Origin of the sequence: Kitasatospora sp. NPDC127121, from assembly GCF_042677305.1 — a bacterium.
In the GTDB taxonomy this organism is placed as follows: domain Bacteria; phylum Actinomycetota; class Actinomycetes; order Streptomycetales; family Streptomycetaceae; genus Kitasatospora.
Genome location: NZ_JBHXTQ010000006.1, coordinates 92,790 through 117,335, shown reverse-complemented (window position 1 = coordinate 117,335; position 24,546 = coordinate 92,790). Strand labels below are relative to the sequence as shown.

General features: G+C 73.6%; 18 protein-coding genes. 8 read left to right on the top strand and 10 right to left on the bottom strand.

The window, feature by feature from the left end; genetic code table 11:
• Positions 1 to 19: 19 nt before the first annotated feature.
• The 7 genes from ACFVHI_RS06145 to ACFVHI_RS06115 form a co-directional block, all read right to left on the bottom strand.
• The gene (locus ACFVHI_RS06145) at positions 20 to 1,135 is read right to left on the bottom strand and encodes a glycosyltransferase (protein WP_063349605.1); all 1,116 of its coding nucleotides are present in this window, start codon (positions 1,133 to 1,135) and stop codon (positions 20 to 22) included.
• On the bottom strand, positions 1,132 to 2,046 hold the full coding sequence (locus tag ACFVHI_RS06140; RefSeq protein ID WP_380336242.1) for a polysaccharide deacetylase family protein: 915 nt from the start codon (positions 2,044 to 2,046) through the stop codon (positions 1,132 to 1,134). Before ACFVHI_RS06140 ends, ACFVHI_RS06145 begins: the two co-directional genes overlap by 4 nt.
• Positions 2,036 to 3,775, bottom strand: coding sequence for a lipid II flippase MurJ (locus ACFVHI_RS06135; protein WP_063349604.1), 1,740 nt, complete (start codon positions 3,773 to 3,775; stop codon positions 2,036 to 2,038). The genes ACFVHI_RS06140 and ACFVHI_RS06135 overlap by 11 nt, the downstream gene beginning before the upstream one ends.
• Positions 3,772 to 5,085, bottom strand: a complete 1,314-nt coding sequence (locus ACFVHI_RS06130; RefSeq protein WP_363369069.1) for an O-antigen ligase family protein — start codon at positions 5,083 to 5,085, stop codon at positions 3,772 to 3,774. The genes ACFVHI_RS06135 and ACFVHI_RS06130 overlap by 4 nt, the downstream gene beginning before the upstream one ends.
• Positions 5,086 to 5,090: 5 nt before the next feature.
• The gene (locus ACFVHI_RS06125) at positions 5,091 to 6,614 is read right to left on the bottom strand and encodes a sugar transferase (RefSeq protein WP_063349602.1); all 1,524 of its coding nucleotides are present in this window, start codon (positions 6,612 to 6,614) and stop codon (positions 5,091 to 5,093) included.
• Positions 6,615 to 6,992: 378 nt separating this feature from the next.
• The gene (locus ACFVHI_RS06120; RefSeq protein WP_063349601.1) at positions 6,993 to 8,147 is read right to left on the bottom strand and encodes a glycosyltransferase; all 1,155 of its coding nucleotides are present in this window, start codon (positions 8,145 to 8,147) and stop codon (positions 6,993 to 6,995) included.
• 193 nt (positions 8,148 to 8,340) lie between these two features.
• A complete protein-coding gene (locus tag ACFVHI_RS06115) occupies positions 8,341 to 8,781 on the bottom strand; it encodes an SRPBCC family protein (RefSeq protein WP_063349600.1) in 441 nt (146 codons plus the stop codon).
• A 123-nt stretch (positions 8,782 to 8,904) separates the two neighbouring features.
• Between ACFVHI_RS06115 and ACFVHI_RS06110 the strand changes: the two genes are divergently transcribed.
• Complete coding sequence (locus tag ACFVHI_RS06110; protein ID WP_380336235.1) at positions 8,905 to 9,798, top strand: HipA family kinase; 894 nt, start codon at positions 8,905 to 8,907, stop codon at positions 9,796 to 9,798.
• 130 nt (positions 9,799 to 9,928) lie between these two features.
• Here the strand turns inward: ACFVHI_RS06110 and ACFVHI_RS06105 are convergent, their stop codons facing one another.
• From ACFVHI_RS06105 to ACFVHI_RS06095, 3 genes are all read right to left on the bottom strand, one after another.
• Entirely contained in the window at positions 9,929 to 11,416 is a 1,488-nt protein-coding gene (locus ACFVHI_RS06105) for a S8 family serine peptidase (RefSeq protein WP_063349599.1), read from the bottom strand.
• 208 nt (positions 11,417 to 11,624) lie between these two features.
• Positions 11,625 to 12,761: an amidohydrolase family protein gene (locus ACFVHI_RS06100; RefSeq protein ID WP_380336231.1), complete on the bottom strand. Its 1,137-nt coding sequence runs from the start codon at positions 12,759 to 12,761 to the stop codon at positions 11,625 to 11,627.
• Positions 12,762 to 12,764: 3 nt separating this feature from the next.
• Positions 12,765 to 14,219, bottom strand: a complete 1,455-nt coding sequence (locus ACFVHI_RS06095; protein WP_380336228.1) for a glutamine synthetase — start codon at positions 14,217 to 14,219, stop codon at positions 12,765 to 12,767.
• Between the two features lie 530 nt (positions 14,220 to 14,749).
• Here ACFVHI_RS06095 and ACFVHI_RS06090 point away from each other — a divergent pair.
• The 7 genes from ACFVHI_RS06090 to ACFVHI_RS06060 all read left to right on the top strand — a co-directional run bounded on the left by ACFVHI_RS06090 (position 14,750) and on the right by ACFVHI_RS06060 (position 24,269).
• A complete protein-coding gene (locus ACFVHI_RS06090; RefSeq protein WP_063349597.1) occupies positions 14,750 to 16,525 on the top strand; it encodes a 3-hydroxyacyl-CoA dehydrogenase family protein in 1,776 nt (591 codons plus the stop codon).
• A gap of 209 nt (positions 16,526 to 16,734) precedes the next feature.
• Positions 16,735 to 17,655, top strand: a complete 921-nt coding sequence (locus ACFVHI_RS06085) for a TetR family transcriptional regulator (RefSeq protein ID WP_063349596.1) — start codon at positions 16,735 to 16,737, stop codon at positions 17,653 to 17,655.
• A gap of 367 nt (positions 17,656 to 18,022) precedes the next feature.
• Positions 18,023 to 19,360, top strand: a complete 1,338-nt coding sequence (gene ccrA, locus ACFVHI_RS06080) for a crotonyl-CoA carboxylase/reductase (protein WP_063349595.1) — start codon at positions 18,023 to 18,025, stop codon at positions 19,358 to 19,360.
• Between the two features lie 10 nt (positions 19,361 to 19,370).
• On the top strand, positions 19,371 to 21,398 hold the full coding sequence (locus ACFVHI_RS06075) for a protein meaA (protein ID WP_063349594.1): 2,028 nt from the start codon (positions 19,371 to 19,373) through the stop codon (positions 21,396 to 21,398).
• 27 nt (positions 21,399 to 21,425) lie between these two features.
• Complete coding sequence (locus ACFVHI_RS06070) at positions 21,426 to 22,388, top strand: CoA ester lyase (protein ID WP_063349593.1); 963 nt, start codon at positions 21,426 to 21,428, stop codon at positions 22,386 to 22,388.
• Between the two features lie 11 nt (positions 22,389 to 22,399).
• On the top strand, positions 22,400 to 22,903 hold the full coding sequence (locus ACFVHI_RS06065) for a MaoC family dehydratase (RefSeq protein WP_063349592.1): 504 nt from the start codon (positions 22,400 to 22,402) through the stop codon (positions 22,901 to 22,903).
• Positions 22,904 to 23,066: 163 nt separating this feature from the next.
• Positions 23,067 to 24,269, top strand: a complete 1,203-nt coding sequence (locus ACFVHI_RS06060; RefSeq protein WP_063349591.1) for an acyl-CoA dehydrogenase family protein — start codon at positions 23,067 to 23,069, stop codon at positions 24,267 to 24,269.
• Positions 24,270 to 24,546: the final 277 nt, after the last annotated feature.

The following is a 24,546-nucleotide window of genomic DNA, read 5'->3' as shown; positions in this document are numbered from 1 at the left end:
TTCCGGTGGCGGCGGGCGGTCAAGCGCGGGCCAGCCGGTCGTAGAGGGCGCCCAGGTCGGCGGCGACCCGGGCGATGTCGTAGTGGCCGACCGCCGGGGGGTGCGGCAGCGGGTCGGCGTTGTGGTCGTTCAGGTGCCGCAGGTCGCGCAGCGCGGCGGCGTACGCGGCGCCCTCGGAGGGGATCCGGCGGGCCTGCGGGGCGGCGCTGGGCGGCAGTTCGTCGAGCGCCGGGCAGGCGCTGTGCCGCACCGGCAGGCCGGCCGCGAGGCCCTCCAGGATGCCGAGGCCGAAGGTCTCCGCGGTGGAGGGGGCGGCCAGCACGTCCAGGGCGGTCAGCAGGTCGGGCACGTCGTCGCGCTCGCCGGTGAGCACCAGCCGTTCCCGGACACCGAGTTCGGCGGCCCGGTGCTCCAGCGCGGCGCGCTCCGGGCCCGCGCCGACCAGCACCAGCCGGGCGGCCGGGTCGAGTGCGGCGAGGGCCTCCAGCAGCACCTCGAAGCGCTTGCCGGGGACCAGTCGGCCGACTCCGCCGACCACCCAGCTCCCCTCCGGCAGGCCGAGTTCGGCCCGCAGCCGGCGGCGGGTCGCGGCCCGGTCGGCGGCCGGGCGGCGGTAGCGGGCGGTGTCGATGCCGTTGGGGATCAGCTCGACCCGGGCCGGTGGGACGCCCCAGGAGTGCAGCGTCTGGGCGACCTGCCGGGAGACCGCGACGGTGGTGCTGCCGAGCCGTTCGGCCGCCAGGTAGAGGCCCTTGACGCCGCGGGTGACCGGGCGGCCCTCGATCACCCCGGCGTGCAGCGAGTGCTCGGTGGAGACCACCGCGCGGACCCCGGCGAGCCGGGCCGCCAGCCGGCCGTACAGCTGCGCCCGGTACAGGTGGGTGTGCACCAGGTCGTAGCGGCCGGAGCGGACCAGCCGGACCAGCCGGGGCAGCGCGCCCAGGTCGCGGTTGCCGCGCATGCCGAGGTGGTGGACGGTCACCCCGTCGCCGCGCAGCGCGGCGGCGACCGTGCCGGGGTTGGTCAGTGCGACCACCTCGCACTGCTGGTGTGCGGGCAAGTGCCGCAGCAGCAACTGGAGTTGGCGCTCGGCGCCGCCCGAGGCGAGGCCGGTGACGATGTGCAGAACCCTCACGGCCGGGCCCCCCGCCGGGCGACCAGGGGGCTTCGGCGCAGCTCGGTGACGGTGTCGCGCAGCCGCTGCCGGCCGCGTTTGGCGCGCAGCCGCCAGGCGCCGTCGCGGTCGCCGACGTAGCAGCGGGGCAGCGCGAAGCGGCCGGTGAGCGGGGAGTGCGCGATGGCGCAGGCGTAGTCGTAGCCGGCGTCGCGGACGGCCTGGGTGGCGGGCAGGTCGACGGCGCCGTACGGGTAGCAGAAGCCGGTGACCGGGCCGCCGACCACGTCCTCCAGGAGGCGCCGGCTCTCCCGGGTCTGCACCGCCAGGACGTCGGCCGGCAGGCCGGGCAGCGCCTGGTGGCCGAGGCCGTGCGAGCCGATCTCCCAACCGGCGGCGGCGAGTTCGGTGACCTCCTGGACGGTGAGCAGCTGCTTGCGCGGCCCCTCGGCGTCCCAGCCGTTGTCCCGGCCGAGCAGGTCGGCGACCACGTACGCGGTGGCGGTGAAGCCGTACGCCTGGAGGATCGGCACGGCGTGGCGCGCGAAGTCCGCGTAGCCGTCGTCGAAGCTCAGCCCGACCAGTTTGCCGTCCCGGCCGGCGGCCCGGGCCCGCATCAGCTCGCGCACGGAGACGCCGCGCCGCCCGCGCCGGTGCAGCCAGGCGACCTGCTCGGCGAACCGCTCGGGGCTGACGGTCAGCTGGTACGGGTCCTCCTTCTCGACCGCCACCGAGTGGTACATCAGGATCCACGGCGAGGAGGAACCGGGGCCGGACGGTTCGCCGAGCGGGCGGCGGCTCCTGGACAGCCGCGCCTTCGGTCCGGCGGGGTCGGTGTACGGGAGGTCGCCGCGTGGTGCGGCTGCGGCCGGTACGGCCTGGCGGCGGACGCCCGCCTGGGTCGAACGGACGGTTCCCCGTTCATTGTCCATGGGGAAGCTTCCCTTCATCGGCGACGGTTGGCGGGTTCAGGGCCCGGGCCACGGCGAGGACCGGACCGCGCACCTCACGCGCGCCGAGGCCGGTGCCGAGGACGGCGAAGGCCAACGCCACGGTGAGGCCCCCGAGGAGGGTCGAGAGCAGGGGGCCGGTGGCCAGCCCGGCGACGGCGGCGCCGAGGGCGGTGGCGCCACCGGCGGCGGCCAGCAGCCGGGCGTGGCCGCCGAGCACCCGGCGCAGCCGCAGCGGGATGCCGCGCAGCACCAGGCCGTGCAGCAGCAGCGCGGCGGCGGCGGTGATGCCGGCCGCGTTCCCGGCGGCGAGCCCGAGGGCGCCGAAGCGGGGGGTGGCGAGCAGGCTGACCACGACGGTGACGCCGAGGCCGAGCAGCATCGCGGCGACCGGGAACCAGTCCAGCAGCCGGCGGCCGCCGTCCTCGGTGCCCGGATCGTCGGCCCGGCGGACCACCGGGCGCAGCGAGAAGTACGGGCGGATCATCACGCCGATCAGCGCCTGGGCGGGCAGGCCGAAGCTGTAGACCCGGATGACGGCGGCGGTGGCGGCGGTGTCCCGCGGGCCGAAGGCGCCGCGCTGGAAGAGCAGCGAGACCACCGAGGGGGCGCAGGCCATCAGGAAGGCGGTGCCGACCAGGACGACCGCCGCGGCCTGGCCGAGGTCCTTCTCGACCCGGTCCCGGGCGGCGGTGAGGTCCCCGGCCGCCAGCGCCCGGGCGACCAGCGGGAAGGTGACGGTGCAGATCAGGATGCCTGCCGTCATGGCCAGTTGGGAGACCTTGGCGGCGTAGTTGAGGTGCGAGATGGTGCCGGGCGGCAGCGCCGAGCCGAGGTAGCGCTCGACGAAGACCTGCGACTGCCGGGTCAGGGTGAACGCGGCCACCGGCAGCAGGGCGAACGGCATCAGCACCAGCGCCTTGCGGGAGCGGCGGGAGCGGCCCGCGCCCGGGTGCGATCCCGGGCCCGCACCCTGGCGCAGCCGGCGCAGGAACGGGGCGACCAGCAGGCCGGCCATCAGCAGGCTGCCGAGCGCGACGCCGAGGGCGGCGGAGCGCACGCCCAGGAAGGACTGGCAGCCGAGCAGCACGGCGAGGATGCCGACGTTGTAGGCGACGTAGATGCCGGCCGGCGCGGTGAAGCAGTGGTGGGCGCGCAGCGCGGCGGCGAGGTAGCCGGCCACGCCGAACGGCAGCACGGTGATCGCGGTGATCCGGGTGCAGGTGACGGCGAGGCCGGGGTTGGCCAGGCCGGGGGCGAGCAGTTCGACCAGTTGCGGGGCGCCGAGGGCGGTGGCCAGCGCGAGCCCGCTGAGCGCGAGCAGCAGCCAGGGCAGGGTGGCGCGGACCAGTTGGCGGACCGGGTCGGGGGCGTCCGGGTCCTCCTCGCGCAGCACCAGGGCGAGCGCGAAGGCGGGCACCATGAGGAAGGACATGGCGTCCTCGATCAGCAGCGGCGCGGCCGTCTCCGGGACGGTCCAGGCGACCAGGAAGGCGTCGGTGCCCTGGTTGGCGCCGAAGTAGCGGGCCAGCAGGAGGTCGCGCAGCAGGCCGAGGCCGGAGCCGGCGGCGCTGAGGACGGCGGTGATGCCGAAGGCCTTGGCGAGGAAGCCGCGCCGGGGGGCCGGATCGGGCCCGGGCGGCCGGCCGCCGGCGCGGACGCCGCGCGGGGCGGGCACGGCGGAGGCGAGGGCCGGCTGGTCGGTGGTCATCGCGGGTCGGCCTCCGCGACGCAGGCCCGGGCCGCGAGGCCGAGGACGACGGAGGTCAGCACGGTGGTGGTGCCGCCGATGTCCGCGTACAGGTAGTCGACCAGCACCCAGGTGAGCAGGGCCAGGGCGGCGAGGGCCGGGCCGCGGGAGTGGCGCAGGCAGCCGAGCAGCAGGCCGAGGAAGAGCGCGGCGTAGGCGACGATGCCGATCAGCCCCTGCTCGCTGAGCACCAGGAAGTACATGTTGTGCGGGGAGAGCAGCGGTTCGCGCTGGAAGCCGATGGTGGAGTCGGCGGCGTCGCTGCCGGAGGAGAGCCGCAGCGGGGCGTGGCTGTCGCGCAGTTGCTGGAAGGCCTTGGGGCCGGCGCCGTGGACGGGGTGGTCCTGCCAGATCCGCCCGGCGGTGGACCACAGGTCGTAGCGGTCGGAGACGGACTGGTCGGGGGCCGCGGAGACGGAGCCGATCGAGCCGAGCCGCGCGGTGACGCCGGAGGCGCCGAGGCCGAGGCCGCCGACCAGGACGACCGCGCCGGCCAGGCCGAGGACGGCGCCGCGGACGGCGAGCCGGGCGTCGGCGCGCAGCAGCAGCACGGTGGCCGCGGCGGCGGTGGCGATCCAGCTGCCGCGGCTGAACGAGACGGCGAGCGGGAAGGCCAGGAAGGCGGCGGCCGCGAACATGGCGCGGCGCAGCCGGACGTCGCCGCCGGGGCGGCGCTCGGCGAGCGCCAGGGCCAGGGCGGCGAGCAGCCCGTAGCTGACGACCGTGGACATCGCCATGATGTCGAGGGCGCCGAAGGTGCCGACGGCCCGGATCGGCTGGCCGGTGTAGGAGGCGCCGGTCCGGGTGAGGTACTGGTGCGCGCCGACCACGCCCTGGATCAGCGCGGCGAGCACGAAGGAGCCGAGGACCAGCCGCTGGTCGACGCGGTCGCGCAGCGAGCAGAGCACCCCGGCCGGCACCAGGACGAACACCTGGGTGAGCCGGACGAAGCCGGTGAGGCTGGTGGCCGGGTCGATCGAGCCGACGGTGGCGACGGCGGCGGCGACCACGATGCCGCCGAACAGCACGCAGGTGGCGCGGCTGACGGCGGGCAGCCGCCCGCGCAGCAGGTTGAGCGCGGTGAGCGCGACCAGGGCCAGCGAGGCCACGTCGGCGGCGGTGACGTGGACGGCGGCGGCGACGTCCTTCTCGCCGGTGGGCACGCAGACCAGCAGGACGGTCGCCGCGGCGAGCAGGCTGGGCCGGTCCGCGAGCGCGGGCAGCGCCTTGCGTAACGCGAGCCGGGGGACGGCGGGAAGGGTCAGGGCCACGCGGTTCAGCTCCCGTCCGGGTGGAGCATCAGGACCGCGGTGCGGCACAGGATCTTGACGTCCTGCCAGAGGCTCCAGCTCTCGATGTAGCGGTTGTCGAACCGGGCCCGGTCCTCGATCGAGGTGTCCCCGCGCAGGCCGTTGACCTGGGCGAGGCCGGTCAGGCCGACCGGGACGCGGTGGCGGTCGGCGTACTCGGGGTAGGCCTGGCCGAACCGCATGACGAAGTAGGGGCGTTCCGGGCGCGGGCCGACCAGGCTCATGTCGCCGCACAGCACGTTCCACAGCTGCGGCAGCTCGTCCAGTGAGCTGCGGCGCAGCAGTCGGCCGACGGCGCCCATCCGGTGGTCCTGGGAGATGTTCCAGCGGGTCGCCGACTCGTGTTCGTTGCTCGGGCGCAGGGTTCGGAACTTGAGGACGGTGAAGACCTTGCCGTCCAGCCCGGTGCGCTGCTGGCGGAAGAGCACGCCGGGGCCGGTGTCGAAGCGGACGGCCAGCGCGCAGAGCACCAGGACGGGGGCGAGCAGCAGCAGGCCGAGCCCGGCGGCGGTGACGTCCAGGGCGCGCTTGGCGGCCCAGCCGGGGCGGCGCATCGCCGGGCCGCCGACCCGCAGGCAGGGGAAGCCCCACAGGTGGTCGGCTCCGGCCAGCGGGCCGGCGGGCAGCGAGCCGTGCTCGCGCAGCGCGGGCACCAGCCAGACCTGGCAGCCGAGCCGGGCGGCGTCGCGCAGGGCGGCGGCGGTCTCGGCCTCGTCGGCGGCGCCGGCGGTGGCGACCACGTGGTGGATCCGGTGCCGGCGGACCTCGCGCTCCAGCACCTCGCGGCCGCCGAGGACGGGCAGGTCGGTGTCGCCGGCGAGCAGCGGCGGGTCGGCGTCGAGGAAGCCGACCGGGCGCATCCCGTACTCGCCGCGCTCGCTGAGGGCGGCGGCGACCCGGCGGCCGAGCCGGCCGGCGCCGAGCACCAGGACGGGGTTGGGGCGGCTGCGGCGGATCCGCCGGACCAGGTGGTAGAGCACGGCGCGGCCGACGGCGGCGATCAGCAGCTGGACGCCGAGCAGGACGGTGAGCCGGGCCGGGGTGGCCGGGCCGCAGTCGGGCCAGCGGCCGTCCAGACAGCCGGCCAGGGTGACGGCGAAGGCGGTGGCGACGACGGCCCGGACGGCCAGCGCGGGCAGTTCGTCCAGGACGGAGAGGGTGAGCCGGGTGCGGTAGAGGCCGCCGACCAGGTTGAGCACGAGCAGCAGGGGCAGGACGGCGGCGGCACCGAGCAGCGGCGCGAGCGGGACGGCGGGGTCGACGGCCCGGTTGGCGAGGCCGGTGGCGGTGCACAGCGCGATCGCGTCGACCTGGACCAGCGCGAGCGGCAGGGCGAGCCGGGAACGGACCGCCCCGCGGGGCCGGCGGGGCGGCGGCACCGTCCGGGTCCGGGCGGATCCGGCCGGACGGTCGAGCAGCCCGGTACCGGGCCGCCGCGGGCCGGACAGGGACCGACCCGCTCGCGGCACGCTGTCGTGGTCAATGGTCATCAGCGCACGAACTCCCCTGCTGTGTGCCCGGGGTGACGGCGCCCCGGCACCGGATGGCGCGGAGCGGCCGTCCCGGCCCGGTGGGCGCGGTCCTGACAGCACCTGCTACCGCTGGCGGCTTTCGGTCCTCTCGCACCGGGCCCGGCCGCGCGGGGCGCGGCCATGAAGGGCTCAGTCGCGAATTCCCGGCGTGAAATCGAAACGAAGCAGGCGAAATCCGACAATACATAACCGGGCTGCGCAGGCTGGAAGTTGACTTGCCGTTTCATTCCAGCCGCCCATTAATAGGTATTTCGGATTTGACGCCTCGTCCCTATCCGGTTGAGGGTGCGAATACGACGGCGCCGGATCGGCGGGCATTCACGGCATGTGAAACGATCAGATCCGCTCTGGGACACGGGCCCGGCGCCGCCCGGCCGCCGGACCGGCACCCAGCAGATGGCGGTACAGCGCGTCCACCTGTTCGACCACCGTGCGGACGTCATGCCGGGCGACCACGTGATCGCGCAGCCGCGCCCCGCGCCGCTCACACTCGATCGAATCGGACAGCGCTTCCGCCATTCGGGTGGCGAGCGCGGTCACGTCCTCGGGCGGCACCACCGCCCGCTCCCGCTCGGCCTGGGGCAGGCACTCCCGGGCGCCCGGCACGTCGGTCAGCAGCACCGGACGGGCCACCGCCATCGCCTCCAGCGGGGCCAGCGCCATGCCCTCCCAGCGCGAGGGCAGCACCACCAGGTCGGCCGCCGCCAGCCACGGCCTCGGATCCGGCACGTCCCCGACCAGCCGGACCCGGGACGGCTCGGCCGACTCCCGGACCAGATCCGCCAGCCGGTTCTCCTCGGGGCCGCCGCCCACCAGCGCCAGCCGGGCCTGCGGCACCGCCCGCAGCACCTCCGGCCAGGCCGCCAGCAGCACGTCCTGACCCTTCTGCCGGCACAGCCGGCCGACGCAGACCGCGAGCGGGGCGTCCAGGTCCAGGCCCAGCGCGATCCGGGCCGCCCGGCGGTCGGCGGGTGCGTAGTGGCGGACGTCCACGCCGTTGGGCACCACCGCCCAGTCCGCGCTCACCCCGGCGGCGACGCCGTCGGCCCGCTCCTGGACGCTGACACAGAGCAGGCGGTGCGCCCAGCGGCTGGCGAAGCGCTCCCAGTGCAGGGTGGCGGTGGCCAGCGGGCCCTCGACGGCGGCGAAGGACCAGGCGTGCGGCTGGAAGACGGTCGGCACCGCGCCGCGTACCGCCAGCCGGCCGGCCAGCCCGGCCTTGGCACTGTGCAGGTGGACCACGTCGGGCGCGGCAGCCCGGACGATCCGGCGCAGCCGCCACGCCTCGGCGGCGGTGCCCGGGCCCGGCGAGCGCCCGGCGGGCCAGTCATGGACCAGCGCACCCACGGCGGCGGCCTCCTCGGCCAGCCGCCCGCCGCCCGGGCAGGCGACCAGCACCCGGTGACCGGCCTCGCGCTGCCCCCGGACCAGATCGGCGACGACGCGGGCGACTCCGCCGTCCACGGGCTGTGAAATGTGAAGGATCGTCATATGCACGGCGGCGAGCCTAGGGTGGCTCCCCCGCGCCGGGCGGCCCTCGTCACCCGCAGGTGGCGGGCCGTCCACCCGTACGGCTTTCCGCTCGTACGGGTGGACGGGCCGCTCGAATTCCCGGGCGAATTTCCGCGGAAAGGTGAACCCGGTGAACCCGGTGAACCCAGTAAACTCGGTGAACTCCGCGGACTCAGCGGACCTCGGCGGCCAGGTTGGCCAGCACCTGGTCGTGGATCCGGTTCAGGCCCTTCGGGGCGAAGGTGCGCTCGAAGAAGCCGCCGATGCCGCTCGCGCCCTGCCAGGTGGCCGAAACGGTGACCTTCGACCGGCCTTCGCCGGCCGCCGAGACGGTCCAGGTGATCACCATGCTGGAGTTGGCGTCCTTCTCCACCAGCTGGTCGGGCGAGGGCGCCGAGACGGTGAACAGGCAGTCCCGCACGCGCTTCTCGGTGGCCTGCAGCTTCCAGTGCACCTGGGTGCCGGCGCCGGTGCCGCCGACCCGGACCTCGTACTCGCTGTACTGCGGGGGCAGCAGCTTCGGGCGGGTCACCTGGTAGTCGGCCAGCGCCTCGTACACCCGCTCGGGGGCGGCGTCGTAGTCCCGCTCGGTGGTGGCCTGCACCTGTCCCATGGCCTTGCTCTCCTCGTCCGTTTGGTCTTCCGATTCTCACCGGCAAGCCAATCACAGCGCCGGGGGCGCAGGCCTACCGGACGGCCCGCAGAGGTGGCGGAGCGGCGGGATAGGGTGGCCGGTGTGCTCGATCTGGTGACAGCAGTGCGCTACGTCGACCCGCTGCGGTCCGGCGGCTCCGTCCCCGGCGTGGTGGAGACCGACGACCTGGGAACCTACGTGGTCAAGTTCACCGGCGCCGCGCAGGGCCGCAAGGCGCTGGTCGCGGAGGTGATCGTCGGCGAGCTGGCCCGGCGGCTCGGCCTGCGCGTCCCCGAGCTGCGGCTGGTGGACTTCGATCCGGCCGTCGCCGCGGACGAGCCCGACACCGAGATCCAGGACATGCTCAAGGCCAGCGGCGGCCTCAACCTCGGGATGGACCTGCTGCCCGGCGCGCGGGACTACCGGCCGGGCATGATCCCGGTGGACTCCGCCGAGGCCGGGCGGGTGGTCTGGCTGGACGCCCTCACCGGCAACGTCGACCGCACCGTCCACAACCCCAACCTGGTGGTCTGGCACGGACGGCTCTGGCTGATCGACAACGGCGCCGCGCTGATCTTCCACCACCGCTGGGCCACCGCCGAGGCGTCGGTCGGCAAGCGCTACGACCTCAGCGCGCACGCGCTGGGCGGCGCGGCCCCGGACGTCCGGCTGGCCGACGAGGAGCTCGGCCCGCTGGTCACCGTCGGCCTGCTGGAGGAGGTGCTGGCGCTCGTCCCGGACGAGTGGCTGGCCGACGAGCCCGGCTTCGACTCGGTGGCCGCCGTCCGGCACGCCTACGTGACCCACCTGGCCGCCCGGGTGGTGCTCTCCGCGCAGTGGCTCCCGGAGGGCTTCGCCACCCCCGAGCAGCTGCGCGAGGCCGAACGCCGCCGGGAGGCCCGGACGCGGGCCGGCCGGCCCGCCTGGCTCCAGGAAGTCCCGGACCTGCACGGCAAGCCGTCGGTGGAGACGGGCTGGGACCAGCACGTCGAGTGAGTGGGCCGGGGCCCGCCCGTGGAAGTCGGCCGGGCGCGGGCCGGGCAGGGTGGCCCGGAAACGACCGGGGAGCGGACCCGGATGGGCCCGCTCCCCGACTCAGTGTTCAGGTGTCGCCGTGGTCAGCGCGTCAGCGCCACCACTGGACCGCCTTCTCGGCGTTGATGATGCCCGCGCCGTAGAAGCCGTTGTCGTCCGCGCCGCCCTCGCAGGTGGCCTTGTACGCGCCGGTGCCGCCCGGGTTGTACTCGCCGGTCGGGCAGGGGTGCGACTCCGCCTGGTTGGTGAGCAGCTCGGTCAGCTCGTCCGGGTTGGCCCACGGGAAGGTGCTGGCGAGCAGCGCGACCACGCCGACGACGTGCGGGGTGGCCATCGAGGTGCCCTGCATGTAGCCGTACTTGTTGCCCGGGATGGTGGAGAGGATCCGACCGTCCTTGTCCGGGGTGTCCGGGAGCTGGTAGCGGCGGTCGCCACCCGGCGCGGCGACGGTCACGACGCCCTTGCCGTAGCTGGAGTAGTACGCCTTGTCGCCCTTGACGCCCACCGAGGAGACGGCGATGACACCGGGCAGCTCGGTCGGCAGCGACAGGCAGTCGTTGGTGACCGGGCGGGTCACCTTGGTGGTGTCGTCCGGGCTGGAGACGTCAACGGTCTTGTGCGCCAGGTCGATGTTCTCGTTGCCCGCCGCGGCGACGTTGAGGACGCCCTTGCGCTGCGAGAACGAGACCGCCTTGCGGACGGCGGCGCTGATCGCGGCCTGGTCCTTGTCGTTCGGGCAGTTGAACATCCACGGGTCGACGTAGTAGCTGTTGTTGGTCACCTTGAACTGGTGCTCACCGGCCCACACGAAGCCGCAGATCGCGTACTCGGGGTAGATGAACCCGCCGTCGTCGACGACCTTGACCGCGGCCAGCTTCACGTTCGGGGCGATGCCGACGACGCCCTTGCCGTTCTTGGCGGCGCCGATCGTGCCGGCCACGTGGGTGCCGTGGTCGCTGGTGGTGGGCTGCCAGGACTTCCAGTCGGTGTTCGGCTTGCCGCCGTCGATGCAGGAGACCGACTGCGAGGCGTCCACGTTGGCGGCCAGGTCCTCGTGCGTCGCGTCGATGCCGGAGTCCAGCACGCCGACGGTGACGTTGCGGCTGCCGAGCGAGAGCTTGTGCGCCTTGTCGACACCGATCTGGCGCATGTCCCACTGGTTGGCCTCGTACGGCTCCTGACCGGCGGCGGGCGCGGCGGAGGGCTCGGCGGCGACGTCGGCCTTGGCCTGGTCGGCGGCGGTGATGCCCTTGGTGCGGCTGGCACCGACGGAGTCGACGCCCTTGGCCTGGCGCAGCTTCTGCGCGAACGCGGTGTCGTCCGAGCGGGCGATGACGACGCCGATCTGCTCGTACGAGTACACCACCGAGCCGCCGAGGGCGGTGATCGCCTTCTCGACCTTCTGCACCTGGCCGTGGTTGGCCTTGGTGTTGACGACGTAACTGAGCAGCGGACCGGTCGTCGAGCCCGCCGAGGGGGCCGCGACGGCGGTGCCGGCCGGGAGCGCGAGGGCGCCGGCGGTGGCGAGCACGAGGCCCACCGCCGCGAACCGGGTCCGGCTGATCCGAGGAACTCTCATAGGGGTTGGCCCTCCCGAGTCGTCATGCGGCAGCTGCGGTGTGGCAGGTGCGCCTGGAATGATCGGGACGCTAATGAATATTCGCTGATAAGCGCAAGAGGTAGTCATCTAATCGTCACATGTTGGCCAACATCGGAACCGAGGAGTCCGGAGGCCCAACATGTCAACAGAATTGAAGAGTGTTAAAAAGTGATGGTCCGTCGACGTGCTACGGTGCGCCGGGCAGTGAGTACAGCGTCCGGGCGTTGTCGGCGGCGACCAACCGGGCCAGCCGCTGCGCGTCCGCCGCCGAACAGGCGCCACCCGCCTGCCAGTCGGCCAGCACCGCCCCCAGTCCGTACCGGAACTGGGCGGCGCCCACCAGGTACAACTCGGGCAGCCCGTACGCGTCGGTGGAGAACAACAGCTTGCCGAACGGCGCCAGTTCCAGCATCTCGCCCAGCACCGCCGCCACCCGCGGGCCGGTGTAGGAGGCGGTCAGCCCGAGGTCGGTGTACACCGTCGGGAAGGCCTGGGCCAGCCACCCGGCCTGGCGGTGGTACGGGTAGCAGTGCAGCAGCACCAGCGGGACGCCGCTCGGCTCGGCGGCGCGCACGAAACCGGTCAGCAGCGACGGATCGGCCCGGTGCAGGGTGAGGTCGGGATCGCCGAAGCCGGTGTGGAGTTGGAGCGGCAGGCCCAGCCCGGCACAGACGTCCACGGCCGTCCAGAGCAGGTGGTGCAGCAGCACCGGATCGGCCAGCCGGCCCCGCCCGCCGCGCAGCCAGGTGCCGGCCGCGGCCACCACGGCCGCCCGCGCGGGCCGTTCGGCGGGGGCGGCCAGGCCGTGCCGGTAGGCGAGCACCGACTTGACCGCGACCGCATCCGCGGCGGCCGCCGCCAGCGCCTCCCCGACGGCCTGCGGCCAGGACTCGGCCTGGCCCGCCACCGTTTCGGCCACCGACTCCAGCCGGACCACCTCGTGCACCACCGCCCCGGCGGCCGCGGCCAGTTCGCCGAGCGGCAGCAGCGGAAGGCCCGCGGCGGCGGTCAGCCCGGTGTCCACCAGACAGGTGTCCAGCCCGGCCGCGGCCAGCAGCCGGCGGGTGGCCTCGGCGCCGCCCAGCTCCCGCCGCCGGGCCAGGTAGTCGGCGGCCGGGGCGTGCGCGGGCAGGCCGAGGACGGGCGGGCACCAGCGCCGCACGGCCAGGCCGAGCGCGCTGTCGAAGGGCGAACAGCCGGGCGCGGGCGGCCGGTCGGACTCGGTGAGCAACCCGGCCAGGGCGTCGTCGGCGAGGTCGGCCGCCACCACGCTGTGGCAGTGGTGGTCGACCAGCGCGGGCACCGCCGGGGCCCCGGCGTGCACCGGTCAGTACCGCCAGCGGGTGGCGGCGACCAACTGCTCGGGGGTGGCGGCGGCGTACTGCTCGCCCTCCGCCCGGCGCACCGCCAGCACCGCCTCGTACAGCGGCCCGCCGAGCGCCTCGCGCAGCACCGCCGAGCGCTCGTACGCGGCCAGCGCCTGCGCCGGGCCGGTCGGCAGCCGGGGCACCGCGCCGGGCTCGGCGGCGGCCGGGTCGCCGGTGAACTCCGTTGGCAGCTCCCGGTGTTGGTCGAGGCCGGCGAGACCGGCGGCGAGCACCGCGCCGACCGCCAGGTACGGATTGGCGCTGGCGTCGAAGCACTTGACCTCGGCGTTGGCGGCGTCGGCCCGCTCCCCCGTGGAGCCCGTCACCAGGCGCAGCGCGGCCTCGCGGTTCTCCAGGCCCCAGCACTGGTAGGCGCCGGCCCAGTGCGAGGGCACCAGCCGCAGGTAGCCGGCGGGGCTGGAGCAGCCCAGCACCAGGAGTTCGGGCAGCGCGCCGAGCACCCCGGCGAGGAAGCCCTCGGCCTCGGCGGCCAGGCCGTGCGGGCCGGGGCCGCCGTGGCCGAGGTTGCGGCCGTCCCGCCAGAGGCTCAGGTGCAGGTGCCCGCCGTTGCCGACCGCGCCGGGCTCGACCACGGGGGCGAAGGAGACCCGCAGGCCGTGCCGGGCGGAGACGGCCCGCACGGTGTGCCGGACCAGGACGGAGGTGTCGGCGGCGCCGACCGGACCCTCGGGGGCCACCGAGACCTCGAACTGGCCCGGGGCGTACTCGGGGTGGATCTGCAGGACGGTCAGCCCCTGCTCGCCGAGGGCGCGCAGGACGTCCCGCAGGTAGTCGGTGAGGTCGGTGAGCCGGTGCATCCCGTACGCGGGGCCGTGCGTCGGGTACTGCGGCTCGTCCTGCGGGCCGCCGGCGAGGGCGACCACCCACTCGACCTCGATGCCGGCCCGCAGGGTCAGCCCGCGCTCGGCGGCCGCGGCCTCCATCCGGCGGGCGAACAGCCGCTGGCAGCCGGGGTGCGGGGTGCCGGCCTGGGTGTGCCGGTCCCCCGGGGCCCAGGCCCAGCCGGGCTGGGCGGCCAGCGGGACGACCCGGTCGAGGTCGGGGTAGAGCCGCAGGTCCCCGGTGGGGCCGCCGGTGCTCGGGCTGGTGGTGATGCCGTCGTCGGCGAGGAAGACGTCGAAGCAGGGTGCGGTACCGACGCCCCACTGCGCGGCGTGCACCAGGGCGCCCAGCGGGACGGCCTTGACCCGGGTGATGCCCGCGTTGTCCACCCAGGTGACGGCCACCGCGTCGACGGCGGCGGTGCGCAGCCGGTCGACGGCGGCCTCGGCCTGTTCGACGCGCGCGGCGCGCGGGGGCAGCGTGACGGCGGCGAGGTGCCCGCCGAGGCCTCCGGCCGGGCCGGTGGAGCCGGAGGCGGACGCGGCGGGGCCGGCGGCGGTTCCGAGGGTCATGCCCCCATGCTGCCCCGCCCGCCGCGGCCGGGTAACTCCCCTATCGGGTGGTCCCGGTGGACGTCCGTCCGCCCGTTCACCCGTTCGGGCCGCCACCGGACCCCGCCGCGCCGTCCGGATGCCTTTTGTGACGCCCGCACCCCTTCCTACTCGCGGGTAGCTTCGCTACAGTGGCCGGACGCACCACCGCCGGGCTACGGGAGCCGCACCGGCGGGGGCCTGCGGTCGCCGTGTCCACGGCGGGCGCGCGGTGCGTCATTCACCGGCCGGCGCCGCGAACCGCGGCGGGCCGGGTCTCCTTCCTCGTATCAGAGCCGCTTCCTTTCACCCTTGAGCGCCTGAGCACCACGGCACACCCCTCAGTTCGGCCGGAGCGGACCGGCCGCCGGGGCCGTGTGCCGGAACCCGTCATCTCCCCAGCCCCGCGCGCGGACCCTCCCCCGGCGGCGGCCGCCCCCGCCGCACGCGCGGGCGCGGCGGCCTGCCCGCCGGGGCGTGCGCGGGCCCTTCAGGACTAGGAGTCAGGACAGATGGAGCGTCCCTTTTCCACGGTCGCCGTCGTCGGCCTCGGCACGATGGGTGCCGGTGTCGCGGTGGCCGTCGCCAGGAGCGGCCGCCGGGTGATCGGCATCGAGGCCACCGAGGACTCTGCCGCCCGGGCACTGGCCCGGATCGAGGAGGCGACCGCGCACGCGGTCGACCGGGAGCGGATCACCGCCGGGGAGCGCACCGCGCTGCTGGCGCTGATCTCGGTCGGCCACGAGCTGTCGGCCGCCGCCGGGGCCGAGCTGGTGATCGAGGAGGTGCCCGAGCAGCTGGAGCTGAAGCGGGAGCTGTTCGCCGAGCTGGACCGGATCTGCCCGGCGGGGACGGTGCTGGCCACCGGCACCACCGCGCTCTCGGTGACCCGGATCGCCGCCGCGACCGCCCGCCCGGAGCGGGTGCTGGGCCTGCACTTCTTCAACCCGGTGCACAGCATGAAGCTGGTCGAGGTGGTCCGCACGGTGCTGACCTCCCCGCAGGTCGCCGAGGACGCCGCCGCGTTCGCCCGGGACCTCGGCAAGGAGCCGGTGGCGGCCGGCGACCGGGCCGGCTTCGTGGTCAACGGCCTGCTGTTCGCGTACCTGAACCAGGCCGCCGCGATGTACGAGTCCAAGTACGCCTCCCGGGAGGACATCGACGCCGCGATGCGGCTCGGCTGCGGGCTGCCGATGGGCCCGCTGGCGTTGCTCGACCTGATCGGCGTGGACACCGCGCGGACCGTCCTGGAGGCGATGTACGAGCAGTCCCGGGACCGCCTGCACGCGCCCGCCCCGATCCTCGGCCAGCTGGTCGCGGCCGGGCTGCTGGGCCGCAAGTCCGGCCGCGGCTTCTACACCTACGAGGCGCCCGGCTCGTCCAGGGCCGTGGACGCGGCGACCGGCCCGGCGCGGGCCGCGGTGGCGGGCCGGGAGGTCCGCACGGTCGGCGTCTGCGGCTCGGGCACCATGGCGACCGGCATCGCCGAGGTCTTCGCCAAGGCCGGCCGCCCGGTGCTGCTGGCCGCCCGCAGCCAGGAGAAGGCCGACCGGGCCAAGGCGCAGCTGGCGAAGTCGCTGGCGCGCGCGGTCGACCGGGGCCGGCTGAGCGCGCAGGCGCGGGACGCCGCGCTGGCGCTGGTCACCCCGGTCGGCCAGTACGCCGAACTGGCCGACGTGGACCTGGTGATCGAGGCGGTGGCCGAGGACCTGACGGTCAAGCGCGAGCTGTTCGCCGCCCTGGACAAGATCGTCAGGCCGGGCGCGGTGCTCGCCACCACCACCTCCTCGCTGCCGGTGATCAGCTGCGCGACCGCCACCTCGCGGCCGCAGGACGTGATCGGCATGCACTTCTTCAACCCGGCGCCGGCCATGAAGCTGGTCGAGGTGGTCTCCACCGTGCTGACCGCTCCGGACGTCACCGCGACCGTGCTGGAGCTGACCGCCGCGGTCCGCAAGCACCCGGTGGAGTGCGGCGACCGGGCCGGCTTCATCGTCAACGCGCTGCTCTTTCCCTACCTGAACGACGCGGTGCGGATGCTCCAGGAGCACTACGCGACGGTGGACGACATCGACACCGCGATGAAGCTGGGCTGCGGCTACCCGATGGGCCCGTTCGAGCTGTTGGACGTGGTCGGCCTGGACGTCTCGCTGACCATCGAGCAGGTGCTGCACCAGGAGTTCCGCGAGCCGGGCCTGGCGGCCGCACCGCTGCTGGAGCACCTGGTCGCCGCCGGCTGCCTGGGCCGCAAGACCGGCCGCGGCTTCCGCGACCACGCGCGCCGGTGACCACGCCAGCTGCCGGGGGCGCCGCCGCGCGCGAGGCGGCGCCGCCCGGGGCCGGGCCGTCCGCGGCCGGGTCGGGCCCGGTCAGACCGGGCTGGAGCCCGGGGACGGTGTCCGCGCGCTGGCCCAGACCGGCCGTCACCGGCCCGGTCGCACCGGTCCGTCGGGGAAGGGCCGCGGCCGAACCGCCGGGGCCGTGTAGCGTTCCGGACATGGATCGGGTTCAGTCAGCCACCCCGCAGCACTCCGCCGGACCGCGCGGCGCCGACCGGACGACCCCCTCGACCGGGGGCACCGGGCCGGAAGGGGGGCCGGGCAGCCGCCGGGCGGCGGCGCAGCGCCAGCAGATGCGTCAGGACCTGGCCACCGCCGCGATGGAGCTGTTCTCCTCGCAGGGCTACGAGGAGACCACGGTCGACCAGATCGCGGCCGCCGCCGGGGTGGCCCGGCGGACCTTCTTCCGGTACTTCCGGTCGAAGGAGGAGGCGATCTTCCCGGACCACGACGACACCCTCGTCCGGGTGGCCGACCTGCTGGCCAGCGCCGAGCCGGAGGAGCACCCGCTGGACGTGGTCTGCCGCGGCATCAAGGAGGTGCTGCGGATGTACGCCTCGACGCCGGGGGTGTCGGTCGCGCGGTACCAGCTGATCCGTCAGGTCCCGGCGCTGCGCGAGCGGGAGATCGCCGTGGTGGCCCGGTACGAGCGGCTGTTCACCCGGTACCTGCTGGGCCGCTTCGACACCGGCGAGTCCATCCCGTCGGGCTGGCAGCGCGGCGGCGAGGACGACTCGATGCTGGCCGAGGTGTCGGCGGCGGCGGTCGTCGCGGCGCACAACCACGTGCTGCGGCGCTGGCTGCGGGCCGGCGGGCGCGGGGACGTGGAGGCGCAGCTGGACCACTCCTTCGAGGTGATCCGGCGGACCTTCTGGGCCGCCAGCACGCCGGGTGCCAGACGCCGCGGCTCCCTGGTGGCACCGGGTGCCAATGGGGCTCCCGGTGACGTGCTGGCCGAGAGCGCACTGAGTGCCAGCCCTGGAGGTGAGGTGCTCATCACAGTCGCCCGGACGGACGCTCCGCTGGACGTGGTGGTGGACAGCATCCGGGCCGCGCTGAGTGGCGCCAGGGAGTCCTGAGGTCACCATCTAGCCAGGTCAGAGCGATATCGAGGGCCCGCGTCGAGCAGTCGGCGCGGGCCCTTTCGGCGTCCGCCGCAGCGCGTTCGAGGGCCGCTCCAGGGCGCCGGAATTCGTGACACCCGGTGTCTTTACGAGTGGCACAGGGTGCCACTACCTTGTTACTCACCAGTCGCGGCGCCGCGGCTCCCCACCTCGGCGCGCCGTCGTCCGGCGTTCCCACACCCCGGGAGCAGTGCGCGTTCGACCCGGTCCACCCCGGGCGCCCAGCCCGACCACCCACCACCCACCTCAGCGAAGCCGGTGTCCGCTCCCGGCTACCCCAGACGCCCTGTGCCCTCACACAGGTACGCCTTCGGAGGCAGCCATGCAGGAAATCCTCGACGCGATCCTCAGCAACGACGCCACGTCGGAGGACTTCGCCGCCGTCAAGCTTCCCGAGTCCTACCGAGCGGTGACGCTCCACAAGGACGAGGAGCAGCTGTTCGCGGGCCTCGACAGCCGCGACAAGGACCCCCGCAAGTCCCTTCACCTCGACGAGGTCGCCCTGCCCGAGCTGGGCCCCGGCGAGGCCCTGGTCGCCGTCATGGCCAGCGCGGTGAACTACAACACCGTCTGGAGCTCGATCTTCGAGCCGGTCTCCACCTTCTCCTTCCTGGAGCGCTACGGCCGGCTGTCGCCGCTCACCAAGCGCCACGACCTGCCGTACCACGTCCTCGGCTCCGACCTCGCGGGCGTGGTGCTGCGCACCGGCGCCGGCGTCAACGCCTGGAAGCCCGGCGACGAGGTCGTCGCGCACTGCCTCTCCGTCGAGCTGGAGTCCCCGGACGGCCACAACGACACGATGATGGACCCGGAGCAGCGCATCTGGGGCTTCGAGACCAACTTCGGCGGGCTGGCCCAGATCGCCCTGGTGAAGACCAACCAGCTGCTGCCCAAGCCCAAGCACCTCACCTGGGAGGAGGCCGCCTCCCCCGGCCTGGTCAACTCCACCGCGTACCGCCAGCTGGTCTCGCGCAACGGCGCCGGCATGAAGCAGGGCGACAACGTGCTGATCTGGGGCGCCAGCGGCGGCCTCGGCTCGTACGCCACCCAGTACGCGCTGGCCGGCGGCGCCACCCCGATCTGCGTGGTCTCCAACGACCAGAAGGCCGGGATCTGCCGCGCCATGGGCGCCGAGGCGATCATCGACCGCTCCGCCGAGGGCTACAAGTTCTGGAAGGACGAGCACACCCAGGACCCGCGCGAGTGGAAGCGCCTGGGCGCGAAGATCCGCGAGTTCACCGGCGGCGAGGACGTCGACATCGTCTTCGAGCACCCGGGCCGGGAGACCTTCGGCGCCTCGGTGTACGTCACCCGCAAGGGCGGCACCATCGTCACCTGTGCCTCCACCTCCGGCTTCATGCACCAGTACGACAACCGCTACCTGTGGATGTCGCTCAAGCGCATCGTCGGCTCGCACTTCGCCAACTACCGCGAGGCCTTCGAGGCCAACCGCCTGATCGCCAAGGGCAAGATCCACCCGACCCTGTCCAAGGTCTACTCCCTGGAGGAGACCGGCCAGGCCGCCCTCGACGTGCACCACAACAAGCACCAGGGCAAGGTCGGCGTGCTCTGCCTGGCGCCGGAGGAGGGCCTGGGCGTGCGCGACCACGCGCTGCGCGAGCTGCACCTGCCGGCGATCAACCGCTTCCGGAACGTCTGAGGCAGATCCGATGACCGATCAGCACGAGCGCGACCGCCCCTGGCTGATGCGCACCTACGCCGGGCACTCCACCGCGAGCGACTCCAACGCGCTCTACCGGCGGAACCTGGCGAAGGGCCAGACGGGCCTGTCCGTCGCCTTCGACCTGCCGACCCAGACCGGCTACGACTCCGACCACCTCCTCGCCCGCGGCGAGGTGGGCCGGGTCGGCGTCCCGGTCGGCCACGTCGGCGACATGCGCACCCTGTTCGACGGCATCCCGCTCGAACAGACCAACACCTCCATGACGATCAACGCCACCGCGATGTGGCTGCTGGCGCTCTACCAGGTGGTCGCCGAGGAGCAGGGCGCCGACATCGCCAAGCTCACCGGCACCACCCAGAACGACATCGTCAAGGAGTACCTGTCGCGCGGGACGCACGTCTTCCCGCCCGGCCCCTCGGTGCGCCTGATCACCGACATGATCGCCTACACCGTCGGCCGCATCCCCAAGTGGAACCCGATCAACATCTGCAGCTACCACCTGCAGGAGGCCGGGGCCACGCCCGTCCAGGAGATCGCCTACGCGATGTGCACCGCCATCTCGGTGCTCGACGCCGTCCGCGACTCCGGCCAGGTGCCGGCCGAGCGGATGGGCGAGGTGGTCGCCCGGATCTCCTTCTTCGTCAACGCCGGCGTGCGCTTCGTCGAGGAGATGTGCAAGATGCGCGCCTTCGCCCAGCTGTGGGAGAAGGTCACGCTGGAGCGCTACGGCGTCCAGGACCCGAAGCAGCGCCGCTTCCGCTACGGCGTCCAGGTCAACTCGCTCGGCCTGACCGAGGCCCAGCCGGAGAACAACGTCCAGCGGATCGTCCTGGAGATGCTGGCCGTCACCCTCTCCAAGGACGCCCGCGCCCGCGCCGTCCAACTGCCCGCCTGGAACGAGGCGCTGGGCCTGCCCCGGCCCTGGGACCAGCAGTGGTCGCTGCGGATCCAGCAGGTGCTGGCCTACGAGTCGGACCTGCTGGAGTACGGCGACCTCTTCAACGGCTCCGAGGTGATCGAGGCCAAGACCGCCGACCTGCTGGCCGGCGCCGAGGCGGAGATCGCCAAGGTGCTGGCGATGGGCGGGGTCATTCCCGCCGTGGAGTCCGGCTACCTGAAGTCCAACCTGGTCTCCTCGCACGCCGCCCGGCGGGCCCGGATCGAGTCCGGCGAGGACAAGATCGTCGGCGTCAACTGCTTCGACACCACCGAGGAGAGCCCGCTCACGGCCGACCTCGACACCGCCATCATGGTCGTCGACCCGGCCTCCGAGCAGTCCGTGCTCGCCGCCCTGGAGGCCTGGCGCGGACAGCGCGACGAGGCCGCCGTCCAGACCGCGCTGGCCGAGCTCAAGGCCACCGCGGCCACCGACGCCAACCTGGTGCCGGCCACGCTCGCCTGCGCCCGGGCCGGCGTCACCACCGGCGAGTGGGCCTTCGCCCTGCGCGAGGTCTTCGGCGAGTACCGCGCGCCCACCGGCGTCGGCGGCGCCCCGGTCGCGGTGGCCGCCGAACCCGGCGGGGAACTGGCCGCGGTGCGCGCCGCCGTCGCCGCCACCGCCGAGGAACTGGGCTCCGGCAAACTGCGCCTGCTGGTCGGCAAGCCCGGCCTGGACGGACACTCCAACGGCGCCGAGCAGATCGCCGTCCGGGCCCGCGACGCCGGGTTCGAGGTGGTCTACCAGGGCATCCGGCTGACCCCCGAGCAGATCGTCTCCGCCGCCGTCGCGGAGGACGTGCACTGCGTGGGCCTGTCGATCCTCTCCGGCGCCCACTGCGAGCTGGTGCCCGACGTCCTGCGCCGGCTACGCCGGGCCGGGGTGCAGGATGTCCCGGTGATCGTGGGTGGCATCATCCCGGCAGCGGACGGCGAGGCCCTCAAGGCCGCCGGCGTCGCCGCCGTGTTCACCCCGAAGGACTTCGGCATCACCACCATCATCGGCCGGATCGTGGACGAGATCCGGCTCGCCAACAAGCTCCAGCCCTGGACGCCCGCACCCGCGCCCACCAGCTGACCACTGGGAAGGAACCGACCCACCCTCATGGCTACCGTCAACCGTCTGCGCCCGCGCCGCTCCTGCCTCGCCGTGCCCGGCAGCAACCCGCGCTTCCTGGAGAAGGCCCAGGGCCTCCCCGCCGACCAGGTCTTCCTCGACCTGGAGGACGCCTGCGCCCCCCTGGCCAAGGAGGGCGCCCGCCACCACATCGTCGACGCGCTCAACAACGGCGACTGGGGCGGCAAGACCCGCGTCGTCCGGGTCAACGACTGGACCACCCACTGGACCTACCGCGACGTGATCACCGTCGTCGAGGGCGCCGGCCCCAACCTCGACTGCATCATGCTGCCCAAGGTCCAGGACGCCGAGCAGGTCAAGGCGCTCGACCTGCTGCTCACCCAGATCGAGAAGACCATGGGCTTCGAGGTCGGCCGGATCGGCATCGAGGCGCAGATCGAGAACGCCAAGGGCCTGGTCAACGTCGACGCCATCGCCGAGGCCTCGCCCCGGCTGGAGACCATCATCTTCGGCCCCGCCGACTTCATGGCCTCCATCAACATGAAGTCCCTGGTGGTCGGCGAGCAGCCGGCCGGCTACCCGGCCGACGCCTACCACTACATCCTGATGCGCATCCTGATGGCCGCCCGCGCCAACGACCTCCAGGCCATCGACGGCCCGTACCTGCAGATCCGCAACCAGGAGGGCTACCGCGAGGTCGCCCGGCGCGCCGCCGCCCTCGGCTTCGACGGCAAGTGGGTGCTCCACCCCGACCAGGTCGGCGCCGCGAACGAGATCTTCTCGCCCTCCCAGGAGGACTACGACCACGCCGAGCTGATCCTCGACGCCTACGACTGGTGCACCTCCGAGGCGGGCGGCGCCAAGGGCTCCGCGATGCTCGGCGACGAGATGATCGACGAGGCCAGCCGCAAGATGGCCCTGGTCATCGCCGGCAAGGGCCGGGCCGCCGGCCTGGAGCGCACCACCAAGTTCGAGATCCCGGAAAGCTGAGGCCCGCCGCGATGCAGTTCGGACGCACCTACGAGGAGTTCGAGGTCGGCGCGGTCTACAAGCACTGGCCCGGCAAGACCGTCACCGAGTACGACGACCACCTCTTCTGCCTGCTCACCATGAACCACCACCCGCTCCACCTGGACACCAACTACGCCGAGCGGACGACGGACTTCGGCAGGAACGTGGTGGTGGGCAACTACATCTACTCGCTGCTGCTGGGAATGTCCGTCCCGGATGTCTCCGGCAAGGCCATCGCCAACCTGGAGATCGAGTCGCTGCGGCACGTCGCGCCGACCTTCCACGGCGACACCCTCTACGGCGAGACCACCGTCCTCGACAAGTGGCCGTCCAAGTCCAAGGACGACCGCGGCATCGTGTACGTCGAGACCAAGGGGTACAAGCAGGACGGCACGGTCGTCTGCATCTTCCGCCGCAAGGTGATGGTGCCGACCGAGACGTACATCAAGGAGCGCGGCGGCGAGCAGCCCGGCCGCCCGACTCCCCTTTCCTAGGACCCCTTTCCTGGGACCCCGGATCTCCCCAGACCCCGGAGGGGCCGGCCGCCGTCATCGGCCGACCCCCACCCGGAACGGGGGCCCTGCTGCCGCAGCCACGCCGGCAGGGCCCCCGGCAATCCCCCCCCCCCCGCCCCCTCAAACCTTTCGGAGCCGCACGATGGGACGCCTGGCACAGACCGACGGCCTCACCGAGATCCAGCGGGACATCCTCGCCACCGTGCGGGATTTCGTCGACAAGGAGATCATTCCGGTCGCGACCGAGCTGGAACACAAGGACGAGTACCCGACCGCCATCGTCGAGGGGATGAAGCAGCTCGGCCTCTTCGGCCTCACCATCCCCGAGGAGTACGGCGGCCTCGGCGAGTCGCTGCTCACCTACGCCCTGGTGGTCGAGGAGATCGCCCGCGGCTGGATGAGCGTGTCCGGCATCGTCAACACCCACTTCATCGTGGCGCACATGATCAACGCCCACGGTACCCAGGAACAGAAGGACCACTTCCTGCCGAAGATGGCCGCCGGGGAAATCCGCGGCGCGTTCTCGATGTCCGAGCCCGGCCTCGGCTCCGACGTTTCGGCCATCTCCACCAAGGGCGTCAAGGACGGGGAGTTCTACGTCCTCAACGGCCAGAAGATGTGGCTCACCAACGGCGGCACCTCCACCCTCGTCGCGGTCCTGTGCAAGACCGACGAGGGCGGCAGCACCCCGTACAAGAACATGACCACCTTCCTGATCGAGAAGACCCCCGGATTCGGCCCGAACCCGACCGTCCCCGGCCTCACCGTGCCCGGGAAGATCGAGAAGATGGGCTACAAGGGCGTCGACACCACCGAACTGGTCCTCCAGGACGTCCGGATCCCGGCCGACCGCATCCTCGGCGGCGTCCCCGGGCGCGGCTTCTACCAGATGATGGACGGCGTCGAGGTCGGCCGCGTCAACGTCGCCGCCCGCGGCTGCGGCGTCGCCCGCCGCGCCTTCGAACTCGGCATCTCCTACGCCCAGCAGCGCTCCACCTTCGGCAAGAAGATCGCCGAGCACCAGGCCATCCAGTTCAAGCTCGCCGAGATGGCCACCAAGGTCGAGGCCGCCCACCAGATGATGGTCATGGCCGCCCGCAAGAAGGACGGCGGCGAGCGCAACGACCTCGAAGCCGGCATGGCCAAGTACCTCGCCTCCGAGTACTGCAAGGAGGTCGTCGAGGACGCCTTCCGCATCCACGGCGGCTACGGCTTCTCCAAGGAGTACGAGATCGAACGGCTCTACCGCGAGGCCCCGATGCTGCTCATCGGTGAAGGAACTGCGGAGATCCAGAAGATGATCGTCGGACGCCGGCTCCTGGAGGAGTACCGGATCGCGGAGTGAGCACCGGGCCACCCCGGCTCGACGAGCGGCCCCCGGGGCGCTCCGGGCCGGCTGGACGACCCCTTCCGAACCGCCGGTCGACGGGCGTGCGGGCCCGTCCCGGCCACCCGCCGTGCCCATCACGACCCCGGCCTGGTCCGCCTGGGTCCGGCACGGCCCTCCGGGAGCGGCCGCAGGGCGTACAGCTGCAACGACACGCCCCGCGGCCGCTTCCGCACACCCTCGACAGGCCGTGTCCCGCGCCCCCGGCGGACCGCGAACGGCCCGTTCCGCCCAC